The organism is Deferrisoma sp., from assembly GCF_054681715.1.
Genome location: NZ_BAAHFQ010000070.1, coordinates 1 through 16,453 on the forward strand (window position 1 = coordinate 1; position 16,453 = coordinate 16,453).

Annotated in this window: 11 protein-coding genes; 1 reads left to right on the forward strand and 10 read right to left on the reverse strand. The window is 73.5% G+C overall.

What is annotated here, in order from left to right; translation table 11 throughout:
• The 8 genes from rpoD to ACY0I8_RS10880 form a co-directional block, all read right to left on the reverse strand.
• Positions 1–1,827 (reverse strand): RNA polymerase sigma factor RpoD (gene rpoD, locus ACY0I8_RS10845; protein WP_461394760.1); only part of this gene is annotated, 1,827 nt, incomplete at its 3' end.
• Complete coding sequence (gene dnaG / locus ACY0I8_RS10850; RefSeq protein ID WP_461394761.1) at positions 1,773–3,488, reverse strand: DNA primase; 1,716 nt, start codon at positions 3,486–3,488, stop codon at positions 1,773–1,775. The genes dnaG and rpoD, both read right to left, overlap by 55 nt.
• A gap of 79 nt (positions 3,489–3,567) precedes the next feature.
• Positions 3,568–5,949 carry an endonuclease MutS2 gene (locus tag ACY0I8_RS10855; RefSeq protein ID WP_461394762.1) on the reverse strand — a complete coding sequence of 794 codons (2,382 nt, stop codon included), beginning with the start codon at positions 5,947–5,949 and terminating at the stop codon, positions 3,568–3,570.
• Complete coding sequence (locus ACY0I8_RS10860; protein WP_459942098.1) at positions 5,946–6,413, reverse strand: GatB/YqeY domain-containing protein; 468 nt, start codon at positions 6,411–6,413, stop codon at positions 5,946–5,948. The genes ACY0I8_RS10855 and ACY0I8_RS10860 overlap by 4 nt, the downstream gene beginning before the upstream one ends.
• Positions 6,414–6,558: 145 nt before the next feature.
• Complete coding sequence (locus ACY0I8_RS10865) at positions 6,559–7,227, reverse strand: SPOR domain-containing protein (protein ID WP_461394769.1); 669 nt, start codon at positions 7,225–7,227, stop codon at positions 6,559–6,561.
• Positions 7,228–7,232: 5 nt separating this feature from the next.
• Complete coding sequence (argS, locus tag ACY0I8_RS10870; protein WP_461394763.1) at positions 7,233–8,900, reverse strand: arginine--tRNA ligase; 1,668 nt, start codon at positions 8,898–8,900, stop codon at positions 7,233–7,235.
• Between the two features lie 120 nt (positions 8,901–9,020).
• Positions 9,021–9,212: a hypothetical protein gene (locus tag ACY0I8_RS10875; RefSeq protein WP_461394764.1), complete on the reverse strand. Its 192-nt coding sequence runs from the start codon at positions 9,210–9,212 to the stop codon at positions 9,021–9,023.
• Positions 9,209–10,078 (reverse strand): nitrilase-related carbon-nitrogen hydrolase, encoded by an 870-nt coding sequence (locus ACY0I8_RS10880; protein ID WP_461394765.1) that lies wholly within the window; start codon positions 10,076–10,078, stop codon positions 9,209–9,211. The genes ACY0I8_RS10875 and ACY0I8_RS10880 overlap by 4 nt, the downstream gene beginning before the upstream one ends.
• Positions 10,079–10,164: 86 nt before the next feature.
• Here ACY0I8_RS10880 and ACY0I8_RS10885 point away from each other — a divergent pair, with 86 nt between their 5' ends.
• Positions 10,165–10,911: a creatininase family protein gene (locus ACY0I8_RS10885; RefSeq protein ID WP_461394766.1), complete on the forward strand. Its 747-nt coding sequence runs from the start codon at positions 10,165–10,167 to the stop codon at positions 10,909–10,911.
• Here ACY0I8_RS10885 and ACY0I8_RS10890 read toward each other — a convergent pair.
• On the reverse strand, positions 10,908–14,813 hold the full coding sequence (locus ACY0I8_RS10890) for a PAS domain-containing protein (RefSeq protein ID WP_461394767.1): 3,906 nt from the start codon (positions 14,811–14,813) through the stop codon (positions 10,908–10,910). The two genes, ACY0I8_RS10885 and ACY0I8_RS10890, sit on opposite strands and share 4 nt — an antisense overlap.
• A 292-nt stretch (positions 14,814–15,105) precedes the next feature.
• On the reverse strand, positions 15,106–16,410 hold the full coding sequence (locus ACY0I8_RS10895; RefSeq protein WP_461394768.1) for an HD domain-containing phosphohydrolase: 1,305 nt from the start codon (positions 16,408–16,410) through the stop codon (positions 15,106–15,108).
• Positions 16,411–16,453: the final 43 nt, after the last annotated feature.

Genomic DNA, 16,453 nt, shown 5'->3' on the forward strand with positions numbered 1-16,453 from the left:
GATCCGCTCCCGGGTCACCGCGAAGTCCCGGCCCACCTCCTCCAGGGTGTGGTCCGATTTCTCGTCGATGCCAAACCGCATCCGCAGCACCTTCTCCTCCCGGGGCGTGAGGGTGGCCAGGACCTCCCGGGTCTTCTCGGCCAGGTTCGCGTGCTCGGCCGCCTCGTCGGGCAGGATCGCGTTCTTGTCCTCGATGAAGTCGCCCAGGTGGCTGTCTTCCTCGTCCCCGATGGGGGTCTCGAGGCTGATGGGCTCCTTGGCGATCCGCAGCACCTTTCGCACCTTGGCCACGCTCATGTCCATGCGCTCGGCGATCTCCTCGGGCTTGGGCTCCCGACCGAGCTCCTGCACGAGGTAGCGGCTCGTGCGCACGAGCTTGTTGATCGTCTCCACCATGTGCACCGGCACCCGGATCGTGCGGGCCTGGTCGGCGATGGCCCGGGTGATGGCCTGCCGGATCCACCAGGTGGCATACGTGGAGAATTTGTACCCCCGCTGGTACTCGAACTTGTCCACGGCCTTCATGAGCCCGATGTTGCCCTCCTGGATCAGGTCGAGGAACTGGAGGCCGCGGTTCGTGTACTTCTTGGCGATGCTCACCACGAGCCGCAGGTTCGCCTCGATGAGCTCGGTCTTCGCCATTTTGGCGCGCAGCTGTCCCGACTTGATGGCCTTGACCTTCTCGAAGAGGGCGTCGCGGGTGAGCCCGGTGCGCTCCTCCGCCTGCCGGATGGCGTCGAGGTGGCCCCGGATCTCCTTGCGCAGCCGCTTGACCTGGTCGGGCCTCCGGCCCATCTCCTCGCAGATGGCCCGGAGGCTCTTGCCCTCCCACAGGGCCAGGAACTCCTGGGGGGTCATGCCGATCTCGGCCTCGATGGCCCGAAGTCGGGACTCGGCGGCCCGGACCCGGTCGGCCAGCTCGAAGTACCGCTCGACGATCTGGTCCACCACCGTGTCCTTGAGGCCCAGGGACCGGAAATGGCGCACCATCTCCTTCTGGATCGAGGCGATCTCGGCCCCCACGTCCTCCCCCGCGGCCTGGCGGGCCCTGAGCTCCGAGCGCTTCTGGTCGAGGCTGCGCAGGGTGTCGATCACCGCCAGCACCCGGTCCACCTGGCTCTCCGGCCCACCCGGCTCCCCCCGGGATTCCTCGGGCTCTTCCCCCTCGTCGTCCTCGACCTCCGCCGCCTCCTCCAGATCGTCGCTCAGGTCCATCACCGTGCGAAGGCTCACCTCCCCCGTGCGCAGCTTCTCCCCGAGGGCCACGATCTCCTCCACCGCGAGGGAGCCGCTAAAGGCCGCCTCGAACGCCTCGTTGAGCCCGGCCTCGATGCGCTTGGCGATCTCGACCTCACCCTCCCGGGTCAGGAGCGACACCGACCCCATCTCCCGCAGATACATGCGCACGGGGTCGTTGGTGCGCTCGAACAGGGCCTCGTAGTCGGCGCGCTCCTCTTCCTCGGCCGGTTCCTCCTTGGCCTCCAGGTCCTTCGACCCCTCGGAGTCCTCGGCCTCGAACTCCTCGGCGCCCTCGGAGGCGGCCTCGACCGCCTCCTCCTCGACGACCTCGATGTCGAGATCCCGCAGGGTCATGATGAGGTCGTCGATCGCCTCGGGATCCACGTACTCGTCGGGCAGGAAGTCGTTGAGTTCCCGGTAGGTCACGTACCCCCGGTCACGCCCTTCCTCGATGAGTTCCTCGAAGTCTTCGAGCCGAAACCCTCTGCTCATGTTCGTCCGCTCTCCGGTCGCTTGGTTCGCCACGCCTCGCCCTACCCCTGCAGCCGGGCGATCTCCTGGTCCAACTCCGCCTTCCGGCGGAGGCACGCCTCGACGCCGCCCGCGTCTCCCGCCTTCTCGGCGGCCCGCAGCCGCCGGAGCACCCGGGCCGCCTCGCGCCGGGCCGCCCGCAGCCGGAGCCGGCGCACGAGTTCCCCGAACTCGGGGAACGCCCCCTCCTCCTCCACCGCGAGCCGCGCCACGAGCGACCGGACGGCCTCGGGGGCCGCCGTGAGCCGAAGCTCCTCGGCCTGCTCGGCCACCCACCGCGCCGCGTCCCGGAGCGGCCCCGGGGCGAGCCATTCCTCCATGCCCTCCTGCCGAAAGGCCTCCCGGGTGCGGGGCCGGTGCACCAGGCACGCCACCACGGCCCGCTCCAGGGGATCCTCCGCGGGAGTCGCCGGGACCTCGGCCGTCTCGCCCCCTGGCTTGGCGGGCGTGCGGGCCCGCTGCCGAAGCCGGGCCTCGTCCACCTCCAGGGCCTCGGCGGCCCGACGGGCGTAGAGGTCCCGGGCCAGGGGGTCGGCCACCTTGGCCAGGAGCTCCCCCACCCGGTCGGCCGCCCGGAGTCGGGCCGGCACCGAGGACCGATCGGTCCGCCGGACGACGTCCTCGAGGAACAGATCGAAGAGCGGCGGCGCCTTTCGCACCTCCGACTCCAGGTCCCCGCCCTCCCGGACGAAGGAGTCGGGGTCGTGGCCGGGGGGCAGGAACACCGCCCGGCACTCCACCCCCTCCGCGAGGAACACGTCGAGGCTCCTAAGCGCCGCCCGCCGGCCGGCCTCGTCGCCGTCGTAGAGGAGCACCACCCGGTCGGCCCGGCGCCGGAGCTCCCGGAGGTGCTCCGGGCCCAACGCGGTGCCCAGGGTGGCCACCGCCCGGGCGTGGCCCCGGCCGTGGAGGCTGATCACGTCCAGGTACCCCTCGACCACCCAGGCCTCCCGGTTGCGCCGCAGGGCGTCGGCCGACTGGTAGAGCCCGTAGAGGAGCCGCCGCTTCTGGAACACCGGGGTCTCGGGCCCGTTGAGGTATTTGGGCTCCCCCTCGCCGATGACCCGCCCCCCGAACCCCACGACCCGGCCCGATGCGTCGTGGATCGGGAACATGATCCGGTCGCGGAACCGGTCGTACGCGCCCCCTGCCTGCCTCGCCCGCACCAGGCCGGCCCGCTCGGCCACCTCCAGATCCCACCCCCGGCTCTTCAGAAACCGGGCCAGGTGATCCCACCCCCTGGGGGCGTATCCCAGCCCGAACCGCTCGGCCAGCTCCGGCCCCACTCCCCTTCGCTCCAGGTAGGCCCGCGCCGCCTCCCCCGCCCGGCCCGAGGTGAGCTGGTACCGGAAGTACCGGGCCGCCAGATCGAGGACGGCCAGGAGCCTCGCCTTCTCGTCCCGGGCCGGCCGGGACTCGGCCGGCCCCCGGGCCAGGGGCACCCCGGCCTCCCGGGCCAAGCGCTCCACGGCCTCGGAGAACCCCAGGCCCTCCATCTCCATGACGAACCGGAAGAGATCCCCCCCCGCCCCGCACCCGAAGCAGTGGTAGAACCCCCGTTCGTCGTTCACCACGAAGCTCGGGGTCCGTTCGTCGTGGAACGGACAAAGCCCCTTCCAGTTTTTCCCGCTTCGCCGAAGCTCCACGTAGCGACCCACCAGGTCCACCATGGACACGCGGTCTCGGATCGCCTGGAGGGTCTCGTCGTCGAAGCGCATGGGGTCCCTTCCGTTTCCGGCCGGCGGTCCCCGGGGCACGGCCCCGGGCACCCGGGTGCCGGGTTCGCCGCCGGGCCGGTCAGCGCCCGGAAAGCTCGGCCACCGTGGCCGCGTCGGCGTCGAGGGGCCGCCACCCGCAGACCCGCGGATCGGCGTCCAGGGCCTCCCGCACCGCCCGGCGCAGCGCACCGGTCCCCCGCCCGTGGACCACCTTGAGCTCGCCCAGACCGGCCAGGACCGCCCCGTCGAGCGCCCGGTCGAGCCGGCGCAGCGCCTCGTCCACCCGGCAGCCCACCAGCACCACCTCCGCCCCCCCCGGGGCCTGCGCCTGCACCCGCACCGCGCCCCCGGCCGGGCGGGGGCGGGACGGGGCCGCCGGCTCCAGCTGGGCCGGGGCCGCCGTGACCCGAAGCCCCCCCACATCAACCAGGGCCTGGCCGTCCTTGACCTCCACCACCCGGCCCTCCCGGCCCACCCCTTTGATCCGTACCCAGTCCCCCTCGCGGGGCATGCCCGCCGGCCCTGGCGGTTCCGGGGGTTCCCGGACCTCGGCCTCCACCCGCCGCTCGATCCGGGTCACCTCGGCCTCGGCCTCCTGCTGGGTGATCTCGCGCCGGGCGAACCGGCGGATCACCCGGGCGAGCCCCTTTCGGGCCCGTTGGATCTCGGCCCGGGCGGCCTCCCAGGCCTCCTCCCGGGCCCTTCGGCGGGCCTCCTCGGCCTCCCACAGGCGTCGCTCGGCCTCCTCGAGGCGCCGCCGGGCCTCGGCCTCGGCCTCCCGGGCCCGCCGGGCCGCCTCCAGGGCCTCGTCCCGGGCCCGCTCGATCGCCTGGAGAAACCCGGCCCCCGGCTCGTCGCCCCCGACCGCGTAGGCCCGGGCCCGAGCAAGCACGTGGGCCGGAAACCCGGTGCGCTCGGCCACCTCGAAGGCGTTGGAGCGGCCGGTCCGACCGTACACCAGCCGGTAGAGCGGGCGGCCCGTCTCCCGGTCGAAGGCCACGGCCGCGTTCTCGGCGTCGGGCCGGGCGTAGGCGAACCCCTTGAGGCCCTCGAGATGGGTCGTGCCGATCACCGTCGCCCCCGCGTCGAGGAGGGCCTCCAGGACGGCGAGCGCCAGGGCCCCGCCCTCCCGGGGGTCGGTCCCGGCCCCCAACTCGTCCAAGAGCACCAGGGTCCCGGGCTCCGCCCCCTCCAGGGCCTCCCGCAGCCGGCCCAAGTGGCCGGTGAAGGTGGAGAGATGCCGGTCCAAGTCCTGCTCGTCGCCGATGTCGGCGAACACCGGGTCGAACCAACCCACCCGGCTCCCCTCGGCGGCCGGCACGAAAAGCCCCGAGCGCGCCATGAGCACGAGAAGCCCCGCGGTCTTGAGGGCCACGGTTTTGCCGCCCGCGTTCGCGCCCGTTATCAGAAGGAGCCGGGCCCCCCCCACCTCCTCGCCGCCGACGAAGAGGTCCACCGGCACCACCCGCTCGTCGGACCGAAGCGCGAGCAGCGGGTGCCGGGCCTCCCGGAGCCCGAGCTCCCGGCTCCCCACCACCTCGGGCCGCACGGCCCCGAGCCGTCGGGCCAGGGCCCACTTGGCCGCCAGGAGGTCGAGGTGGGCCGCCACGGCCACGTTGGCCGCGATGGCGCCGGCCTCCCGGCCGACCCAGGCCGTGAGCTCCGCCAGGATCCGCCGGATCTCCTCCTCTTCCTCCTCCAGGAGGGAGCCCATCCGGTTGTTGAGCTCCACGACCTCCAGGGGTTCGACGAAAAAAGTCTGCCCCGTGCGGGAGCGGTCGTGGACGATTCCCTCCAGGTAGCCCCGAAAATCGGTGCGGAGCGGCACCACATACCGGCCGTCGCGCACCGTGACGAAGTCGTCCTGCACCGCGGGGGCGAGATCCCGCTCCCGCAGCAGGGGCTCGAGACGCGAGCGGATCCTCCCCCGGACCCTCCGCAGTTCCTCCCGGATCGCGGCCAGGCGGGGGCTCGCCCCGTCCAGGATCTCGCCCCGGGGCCCGAACACCCTGGCGAACCGGTCCACCAGGAGGTCCAAGGGGCGCATCCGGGCCGCATACCGCCCCAGGATCGATCCCTCGGCCGCCGCGTCCTCCAGGTACTCCTGGACCCGGGCGCAGGCCTCCAGGGTGTCGCGGATCTCGAGAAGGGCCTCCACCCCCAAGACCACCCCGGCCTTGCGGGCGGTCCGGAGGTGCGGCCCGATCTCCCGGAGGCCCCCCACGGGGGGAAGCCCCAGATCGGGCTCCAGCCGACCCAGGGCCTCGACCTCGGCCAGGGCCTCCCGGGCGGCCTCGGGGTCCGGAAGCGGCCGCACGGCCCCGCACAGGGCCCGCCCCTGGGGCGAGCGGGCCCCTTCGGCCAAGACTTCCAGGATCCGGAAAAAGTCCAGGACGTGGAGGGTCCGCTCGTCCGCGCCCCGGGCCGGCCGGGGCTCGCGGGAGGGCAAGGAGGACGTCAACGCCCCTCCACCGAGAGCCTCTCGCGCACCAGGGCGTTGACCCGCGCGCCGTCGGCGCGGCCCCGCACGCGAGGCATGAGGATCTTCATCACCTTTCCCATGTCCTTGGGCCCCGAGGCCCCCGCCTCCGCGACGGCCCGGTCCACCTCGGCGCGGAGCTCGTCGTCCCCGAGTTGCTCGGGGAGGAACTCCTCGATCACGGCCAGTTCGGCCGTTTCCTTCTGGACGAGGTCGTCCCGGCCGCCGGCCCGGAACTGTTCGATGCTCTCCCGGCGCTGCTTCGCGAGGGTGCCCAGGGCCGCCAGCACCTCCCCCTCGTCGAGGGGGGCCCGCTTCTCGATGCGGCGTCGCTCCAACTCCGCCCGGATATTGCGGAGGGCCGACACCCTGGCGGCGTCCCTCGCCTTCATCGCCGCCACCAACTCTCGCTCGATCCGCCCTTCCAGCGCGGACGTCTCGGCCATGGGTCTCCTCCCTGGGGTTTCCGCCGGGCCAAGGCCAAAGGGACCCGCCGGCCGCGGCATCCAACCCGCGAGGGTCCCGTGCCCCGCCGGCGGCAACGAGCCCAACGAAGCTACAACATTCAGGCTGGCACCGGGTTTGTCAAGGTCACCGGGTGGTCACGAACCCCTGGATCCCCTTCGTTCGGAGCACCGACTCCTGGAACTCGGCCGCCGCGGTGCGGCTCCGGAACCGGCCGGCCTGCACCCGGTACCAGGTACGACCCGCCACCGACGCCTCCACGACCTCGGCGTCAACCCCTTGCTTTCGGATCTCGGCCAGGAACCGTTCCGCGTCGGCCCGGGCCCGAAACGACCCCACCTGCACCGTGAACACCGGGGGCTCCGCCTCGACCGGCGCCTTCGGGGGCGAGGCGGCCTCGGCCTTCCGCGGGTCCGCCTCGGGGGGCTCGGGCTTCGCCGCCGCCCGGGGCGGCGCCGCCGCGGGCGCTTGCGGCTCGGCCTCCGGTGCCGAAACCGGCCGCTTGAGCTCGCGATAAAAGGTCAACTCGGGCTCCGGGGGCGGGGTGACGGCCGGGGCCGGCTCCCGGAGCACCCCCTCCTCCTTCGGCGCGGCGGGCCCCGCCTCCCCGGCGCCCGGGGTCGGGGCCGCCAGCTCGGGCGGCAGCCCCGGGGGCGCCCACAGGGACCGGCCCACGAACACCCCCAGGAGGAACACGAGGACGAGCACGAGGCTTCCCCCCACGGCCGCCACCACCAGGCGGCCGGTGTCGAGCCTCACGACGTGCCGGTCGTCCACGTGCCGGCGGTCCCGCATCTCCCTCACATCGTCTCCGGCGCCGCCACGCCGAGGATCCCCAACCCGTTGGCGATGACCCGGCGCACGGCCCCGGCCAAACACAGCCGTGCCCCGGCGAGATCCGGGTCGTCCACGAGGAACCGGTAACGGTTATAGTACCCGTGGAACCGGGCCGCGAGATCCTGGAGGTAAAACGTGAGCCGGTGGGGCTCCCGCTGGAGCGCGGCCTCCTCCACCACCTCGGGGAACAGGTAGAGGAGCTTGAGGAGCTCCCGTTCGTCCTCCTCGACGAGGCGGTCGAGCTCGGCCTCGGCCGCCGAGGGCACCGAAACCCCCGCCTTCTCGGCCTCGCGGAACACGCTGGAGATCCGGGCGTGGGCGTACTGCACGTAGAATACCGGGTTGTCCGCGGTCTGGGCCTTGGCCACCTCGAGGTCGAAATCCAGCGGCGCGTCGCACGACCGGGTGAGGAACAAAAACCGCGCCGCGTCCCGGCCGACCTCGTCCACCACCTCCCGCAGGGTCACGAACTCGCCGGCCCGGGTGCTCATGCCCACGGGCTTGCCGCCCCGCAGGAGGCTCACGAACTGCACCAGCAGGACCTCGAGCCGGTCCGGATCGATCCCCATGGCCGCCAGGGAGGCCTTCATCCGGGGCACGTAGCCGTGGTGGTCGGCACCCCAGATGTCCACCACCCGGTCGAACCCCCGGGCGAACTTGTCGAGGTGGTAGGCGATGTCGGCCGCAAAGTAGGTGAGGGACCCGTCGCTCTTGACGAGCACCCGGTCCTTCTCGTCCCCGTGGGCCGTCGTCCGAAGCCAAAGGGCCCCGTCCGCGCGGTAGGCCTCCCCCCGCTGTTCGAGCTCCCGGAGGGCCGCCTCCACCGCACCGGCCTCGTGGAGCGACGTCTCCGAAAACCACCGGTCGAACCGCACACCGAAGGCCTCGAGGTCGTCCCGGATCCCCTCGAGAATCCTCTCGCCCGCCCAGCGGCCCAGCCGCTCGACGGCCTCCTCCTCCGACCACGCCCGCCACTCGTCCCCGAACCGCTCCAGGGCCTCCCGGGCCAGGTCCCGGACGTAGTCCCCCCGGTAGTGGTCGTCCGGGAACGCCACCGGCTCCCCGGCGAGTTCCCGGCACCGCAGGAGCACCGAGCGGCCCAGGATCCGCATCTGGTTTCCGGCGTCGTTCACGTAGTACTCGCGCTCCACCCGGTAGCCCGCGAACTCCAGGAGCCGGGCCAGCACGTCGCCCACGGCGGCGCCCCGGCCGTGGCCCACGTGCAAGGGCCCGGTGGGGTTCGCGGAGACGAACTCCACCTGGACCCGTTCGCCGCGCCCCGCCTCGGAACGCCCGAACGCCGGCCCCTCGCGCTCCACGTCCCGGAGCACCCGGGTCCAGGCGCTCGGCCGGAGCCGCACGTTGAGAAATCCCGGCCCCGCCACCTCCACCGAGGCCACGAGGCCCTCCGGGTCCTCCAGGTGGGCCGTGAGGATCTCGGCCACTTGGCGGGGGGGCCGTTTCACGGCCGCCCCGAGGACCAGGGCCAGGTTCGTCGCAAAATCCCCGTGCTCGGGGTTCCGGGGGAGCTCGACCTTCCAGGGAAGGGGTCGCCCGGGGTCCGGCAGGGCCCCCGCGGCCACGGCGCGGTCCAGGGTCTGGGAGAAAAGGTCGGTCAGCGTTCGGCGCACGGCGTGTCCTCTCGGTCGGTTTGGGGCCCCCCGGGAGGCCCCCAGGGCAAAGCGCCCCCTGGCCCACGGCTACCCGACCCGGGCCTTGGGGGCTGAAGCGGGGGCGAAGACCGCCCCGTCTCACGAATCCCCGAACACGTCCTCCACCTTTTTGTGGCGCTCGGGCGCCCCTTTCGCCTCCTCCTCGGGGGGCAGGGCCGCGTCCCGGCAGAAATCCGGGCAGTGGAGGGCCGTCTCCTTCAGGGTGTGCGTCTTCGTGCAGGTTTCGCGCCAAGCGCACACGGCGCACTGGGCGCGGATGTCGAGGGTCATGGCGTCTCCTCCTCGGCCGGATCGGGCAACTCCTCGGGCCGGCGGGGCCACCCCACCCCCGCCACGGCGGCATACTGGCGGGGCCGGCGGTCGGCCAGGAACGGCCAGGTCCGCCGGGCCCACTCCACCACGGCCGGGTCCACCTCGGCAAGGAGCACCCCCTCGGCCATGCCGAGGGGCTCGGCCGCCAGGTCCCCGTCGGGCCGGACCACGTAGGAGTGCCCGTAGAAATCGAGGCCATCCTCGCTGCCCACCCGGTTGACCCGCATCACGTAAACCCCGTTGGCCACGGCGTGGCTCACCCCCATGGCGAGCCACCGCTCGTGGCTCGCGTAGGCGGCCGCGGTGGGCACGAACACGGCCTGGGCCCCGGCGAGGGCCAGGCACCGGTACCCCTCGGGGAAGAAATGGTCCCACCCCAACTGCACCCCGAACCGGAGCCCGGCCACCTCGAACACCGGGAACCCGAGGTCTCCGGGGGCGAAGGCCCGGCGCTCGTGCCAACCCGGGATGTCGGGGGGGTGGACCTTCCGGTACAGGCCCTGCCGACGGCCCTGGGCATCGATCACGAGGGCGCTGTTGTGGTATACGCCGTCGCCGGCCCTCTCGCAAAAGGGCAGAACGAGGGCGATACCGATCGAGCGGGCCGTCTCGGCCGCCCACCGCGCCAGGGGACCGTCCAGGGGCTCGGCCAGCGGGGCCGGATCGGCCTCAAGGTGCCGGGGAAACCAGGGGTGGAACGCGAGCTCCGGCAGGCAGGCGATCCCCGCGCCCCGGGCCCGGGCCGCCTCCAGGAACTGCGCGGCCCGCGACCGCATCCGGTCCGGATCGGGGTGAAACGCGATCTGCACGGCGGCGATCTTCACGGATTCCCTCGCGGGCCGGGGGGGGACGTGCGGAAAAAGGCGAGGTATGCTACGGGCACGATCCAGACCAGGTCAAGGAGTTTTTGATGCGCGTCGACCAGATGACCATGGGTGAGTTCGAGCGGGCCGCCCGGGAGGTGGGAATCGCCCTGGTGCCCTTCGGCAGCGTGGAGGAGCACGGGCCCCACCTGCCCCTTTCCACCGACACCCTCCAGGTGTGGGAGGTGGCCCTCGAGGCGAGCCGTCGCAGGCCCTTTCTCCTGTGCCCCCCGGTCCATTACGGCTACTGCCGGAGCACCCGCGACCACCCGGGCACCCTCTCGATCCGGCCCGAGACGCTCCGCCGCCTCGCCTTCGACCTGGGCCGGAGCCTCCACGCCCAGGGGATCCGGGGGATCCTGTTCGTGTCGGGCCACGCCGGGGGGCTCCACATGGCCGCCCTGGAGGAGGCGGCCGAGGCGTTGGCCGGGGGACTCCCGGACCTCGAGCTTGCCGTGGTGTGCGAGTACCGCTGGGCCCAGGAGGCGGGCCGGAGCGGCATCGTGGACACGGCCGACGACGGCCACGCCGGGGAGATCGAGACGAGCCGGGTCTTGTACCTTGCGCCCGACCAGGTGCGGGGCACGGCCCCCGAGGAGTATCCCCGGTTCGAAACCCCCTTCGTGGCCCGGGACAAGCGCGGCCAGTGGCCGGGGGGGGTCTGGGGGAACCCTGGAGCCGCCTCGGCGGAAAAGGGCCGGGAACTATTTGAGGCCTCGGTGGAGCGGCTGGTGGCGCTCGTGGACGAGATGACGGCCCGGGTCGGGAACCGCCGGGGGGAACTAGGGCCCTAGGCGTCCGGCTCCGCGACCCGTTCCCCGGCCTCGTCCGAGCCCAGGGCCCGGGCCACGGCGGCCTCCAGGTCGGCGAGGCGAAAGGGCTTCTGGAGAAAGAGGGCCCGGTCGGTCTCGAGGTCCGCCAGCTGATCCCCGGCGTGGCCCGAAACGAACACCGCCGGGAGCTCCGGCCACCGCCGGCGGAGCCGCCGGAGGAGCTCCGGGCCCCGCATGCCGGGCATCACGACGTCGGTGACGAGGAGGTCGAGGTTCGCCTCCCGGGCGAGCCCGGCCTCGGCTTCCTCGCCCGTGGAGAACGAAAGCACCCGGTACCCGAGTTCCCTCAGGCAGTCGGCGGCGAGATCGCGCACCGCGGGGTCGTCCTCCACCAGGGCCACGGCGCGGCCGTCCCCCGCGGCGGCCTCGGCGGCCGCCCGGGGTGCGGACTCGGCCGCGGCGCCGGACGCGGCAGGCCAGACCACCCGGAAGGTGCTTCCACGACCCACCTCGGACTCCACCTCCACCCGGCCGCCGGCCTGGGTCACGATGCCGTACACCGTGGCGAGCCCGAGGCCGGTGCCCCGGTCCTCGGCCTTGGTGGTGAAAAACGGCTCGAAGATGCGGTCCCGGATCTCGGGGGCGATCCCCTCCCCCGTGTCCTCCACCTCGATCACGGCCACGGGGGTGCCGTCGGCGTCGCGGGCGGCCCGGGTCCGGATCCGGAGGTCCCCGCCCCGGGGCATGGCGTCCCGGGCGTTCACCGCGAGATTCAAAACCACCTGCTCCAATTGGCCCGGGTCGGCCTTCACGGTTCCCACGCCGGAACCGAGTTCCAGATGGAGCCGCACATCCTCCCCCAGGAGCCGCTCGAGCATGCCGGCCAGGTCCCGGAGGGTCTCGTTCAGGTGGAGCACCCGGGGCTCCACCTTCTGGCGCCGGCTGAAGGTGAGGAGTTGGCGCGTGAGGTCGGCCGCCCGGTCCACGGCCTTTAGGATCTCCCGGGCGGCGCGCTCGCCCTTCTCGTTGCCCCGGACCCGGCGGGCCAGCATCTCGGCGTAACCGGAAACCGCCGTGAGCAGGTTGTTGAAGTCGTGGGCCACCCCGCCGGCCAGCCGGCCCAGGGCCTCCATGCGCTGGCTGTGGGTGAGCTGTGCCTCCAGGGCCCGGCGTTCGGTGACGTCGAACAGCACCCCCTCGAGGCGCCGACCTCCGGGGCCGTCCACCGCCCGGCCCACGTCGAGCACCCACCGGAGCTCCCCCTTGGCGTCGTGGACCCGGTACTCCAGCTCGTACGGCCCGCCCCGCTGGGCCGCGGCCGCGATCTCCCGCCAGACCCTCGGCCGGTCCTCCGGCACCACGGAGGCGGTGAGCCCCCGATCCGGGTCCCCCAGGGGCACGGCGGAGGCGTCGGCGAACACCCGCTCGGCCGCGGGGCTCAGATACTCCACCGGCGCCCGGGCCGGGGTGAACCCGCACCGGTACACCGCCCCGGGGAGGTTGTCGATCAGGGTCTCCAGGGCGCGCCGGGTTTCCGCGAGGCGCTCCTCGCCGGCGATCCGCTCGAGCTCCCCCCCCACCCGCCTGGCGTAGAGGGCGAGGAGGTCTCGCCCGGCCTCGTCGAGATCGAACGGGCGGTCGTGGAACGCGCACAGGATCCCGATCACCTCGCCCCGGCTGTCGGTGACCGGCACCCCGGCGTAGGCGTCGAGCCCCCGTTCCCGGAACGAGGAGTTCTCCGGGAACCGCTCCACCAGGCCGTGGGGGATCACCACGAGGTCCTTGCGAGCCACGACCTCCCCGCACGGGGTCCCCTCGAGGGGAAAGGCCGGAATCCGCACGGGATCCCCGTCGGCCACGGCGGCCACCGGTTCGGCCATGCCGGAGACGAGGTCGACCCGGTTCACCAGGGCGACCCGCACCCCGAACTCCCGTGCCAGCGCCTCGACGACGGCCCGGAACAACTCCATCCCCGTGAGCGACGCCGTGGCCTCGTGGAGCCGCCGCAACCTCGCCTCGGCCCGGCGGCGCTCGGCAGCCTCGGCCCGGAGAGCCCCGAGGGCCGCCACCCGTTCGAGGGCCACCCCGGCCATGTGCCCCAGGGTCTCCAGGGCCTCGAGGTCGTCCCCCGTGAACCCCCGGCGCTCGCCGAAGGAAAGGGTCAAAACCCCCAGGGTCCGGCCCTCGGCCTTGAGGGGCACCGCGGCCACCGAGACCGTTCCCGCAAGGTCGGCCGCCTCGGCCACGGCGGCCGGGTGGGCCCGGTAGTCCTCGGCCGTGCGCACCGCCTCGGCCCGCAGGACCTCCCCGGTCAGGCCGTGGTCCCGGGGAATCCGGCCGAACCGGCTTCGAAACGCCAGCGGCAGGTTCTTGCCGGCCGCCAAGTACAGGTCGCCCCGGGCCTCGTCGGCCCGGTACAGGGTGGCCGAGGCCGCCCCGAACGCCGCCACGGCCCCGTCCACCAGCGTATGGAGCACGTCCTCCTCGGTCTGGGCCAGGGTGAGCCGGCTCGCCAGGGCGTAGAGCCCGTCGAGCCGCTGGGCCCGGCGGGCGAGCTCCTCCTCCCAGCGCTTTCGGTCCGTGATGTCCCGGAGCACCCCGGCCACCCCCCGGATGCGGCCGTCGGCGGCCCGGATCGGGACCCGGGACGCCAGGAACACCCTCGGCTCCCCGGCGACGGGCAACACCTCCTCGGCCTGGACCGGCCGGCCCGTTTCCAGCACCTTTCGGTCGTGGGCCTCGACCACCGCCGCGGCCTCGGGCGGCAGGAAATCCCGGGGCCGGCGGCCCAAGGCCTCGTCCGGCGCCACCCCCAGAATCCCGGCTCCCGCCGGGTTCACGAGTTCGTAGCGCCCCTGGGTGTCCTTGAGGAACACCGGGTCGTCCGACCCCTCGGCGAGGGCCCGCAGCCGCTCCTCGGACGACCGGACCTCCTCCAGGAGAGCCCGGTACCGCCGGGCCGACCCGGTGCGCCACAGGAGCACCCCGCCGAGCCCCAGGCAGAGCACCCCGAGGCCGGCCGCCCCGGACTCCCACCGGGCCTTCTCCCGCCACGGCGCCAGCGCGGCGTCCCGGTCCACGGCCACCACGAGCCCCCATCCGGCGTCCGAGATCCACCGCACCGCCCCGACCACGGGCCGGCCGGCCGGCCCCAGAAACGTGCCGTCGGTCTCCCGGGTCTCGAGGGCCGCCTGGACCACCGAACCCGGGCGGGCGGCGGAGAACGCCACCGGCGGGTCGGAACCCGGCCTCACCACCTCGGCGTCGGAGCCGGCCCGGGCCGGCCGCCGCACCAGGTAGACCTCCGCCGGCGGATCCCCCGGGGCCTCCCGCAGAAGGGGAAACAGCGTGGATCGCGGGTCCAGGTAGAGCCCCACCACCCCCAGGACGGGCGCGTCGGAGGGCCGCTCGGCCGGATCGGCCCGCTGGAACACCGGAGCCAGGATGCCGACCATGGGCTCCCCGTTGTCGCCGAAGTGGACGTCGTGGAGGAGGGTGCGGTGCTCCCGGGCCACCCGCCGGACCATCGGCCCGGCCGCGGCGCAGGGGGGCATCCCTCCCTCGGCCTCCAGGAGGAGGTCCCCCTGGGGCGTGAAGAGGTACGCCCCCAGAACGCCCCCGAAGAGCCGGAGGTTGTCCAGGTGGAGACGCAGGTGGGTGGGATCGACGCCCTTGGGGCACGCCCCCTCGGCGCACAGGCCGATGAGGTCGGGGTCCCAGGCGAGCACCTGGACGTCGGCCCGCCGCTCGGCGAGCCAGGTCTGGAGCGCGGCCTTCCGGGCGTCGGCCACGGCCGCGAGGCGCTCGCGCACCCCGGCCTCGAACGCCGCGAGCTCGGTCGCGCGCTGCCAGGCGAACACGGCCACGGCGGCCCCGAGCACGAGCGCCCCGAGGGCCGCCCACGTCCATCCGGACCGGGACATGGGTTCCTTTCCGGTAGTGGCGGAGAGGTTCCGAGGGATCACGGCCCCGTCCGCCGCGGGATCACCTGCGCCAAATCACCCACCGTTACCGCCGAATCGCCCACCCCCCGCGGGGCCCGGGGGCCCGCCGCGCCCCGAAGCGCACCGGCGCCCCCAAAGGGACGTCGGCGCGAACGGGGGCCTCCCTGCGGTGCGCCCGCCCCGTCGGCGGCCGGGGCCGGGATCGCCGCCCAAGCGCCGTCGCCCCCGGGCCAACCCCTTGACAGCAAGTTCCGTTCCAGCCCTCCCCGGATCACGGGGCGGCCGGGGTCCGATACACGTAGGCGTAAGGGTCGGTGGGGTAGAGCTCCCGGAAGTTGCGGATCTTCTCCAGGTACGACGGCCGCAGGGGCTCGTCCTTGGGCACGAGCAGGATCCCGGTCTGGGTCCGCAGGTCCCGGGAGAGCACCATGCCCTCCCGAAGCTCGTCCAGGGGCACCTTGCGCTCCCGGCTCGCGTCGTAGGCGTCCTTTCGCTCCTCCAGGACGTCAAGGAGCGCGTTGAACACGGCGCCGTCGAACTTCCGGCCCACCTGCCGGTCCATCGCCTCGAGGGCGAGCCGCTCCTCGGCCCCTTTGCGGGCCCCGCCCCGGGTCAGGTGGTCGTAGGCGTCGAGCACCCGAAGCACCCGGGCCGCGAGCGGGATCTCGTCGGCCGCGAGGCCGTCGGGGTAGCCCGACCCGTCGATGTTCTCGTGGTGGTGGCGCACGGCCCGGGCCACGGCCGCGAGCCCCTCGATCACCTGGATCTGGCCCTCCCCCAACACCGGGTGCTTGCGAACCTCCTCGCGCTCGTTGGACCCCAGGTGGGCCGGGTCCTTGAGCAGGATCGCGTCGGGCAGTCCGATCTTTCCGATGTCGTGGAGAAGGGCCGCCACCACGGCGTCCTGCACGGCGGCCCGGTCGCGCACCCCGAGCCGGCCGTAGATCCCCGGGATCAGGGCGGCCACCCGGCGGCAGTGGGCCCCCAGGGCCTGGCTCCTGAGGTCCAGGAGGCTCGCGAAGGCCTTGATGGTGGCGAGGTTTTGCTTGCGCAGGTTGTCGTTGAGCTCCTCGGAGAGTTTCAGGGCCATCTGGAGCTCGTTCGTGCGCTCCAGGACCCGGCGCTCCAGGGTGGCGTTGAGCTCCCGGAGTTCCTCGTTCTGCCGGCGCACCTGCTCCTGGAGCCTTGCGTTTTCGCGCTTGAGGTCCAGATCGGCCAGGGCCTCCTCCACCACCTCCAGGAGCGCCCGGTCGTCCCAGGGTTTGGGGAGGAACCGGTAGACCCGGCCGTCGTTGATGGCGTCCATGGCCGCCTTGGCGTCGGCGTAGCCCGTGAGGATGATCCGCACCGCCTCGGGCTGGAGATCCCGGGCCCGGGCGAGAAGCTCGGTGCCGCTCATGCCCGGCATGCGCTGGTCGGACAGGATGAGCGACACGGGCCGCTCCTGGAGCACCTTCAGGGCCTCGGCCCCGTTTCGGGCGAGCACGATCTCGTGGCCCGTGCGGTGGAACAGGCGGGCCAGGGCCCTGAGGATGTTTTCCTCGTCGTCCACGAACAACAGCGTGTGCTTCGCCATGGGATCACCCCTCCCCGATCCGGTACACGGTGCCGCGCCATCC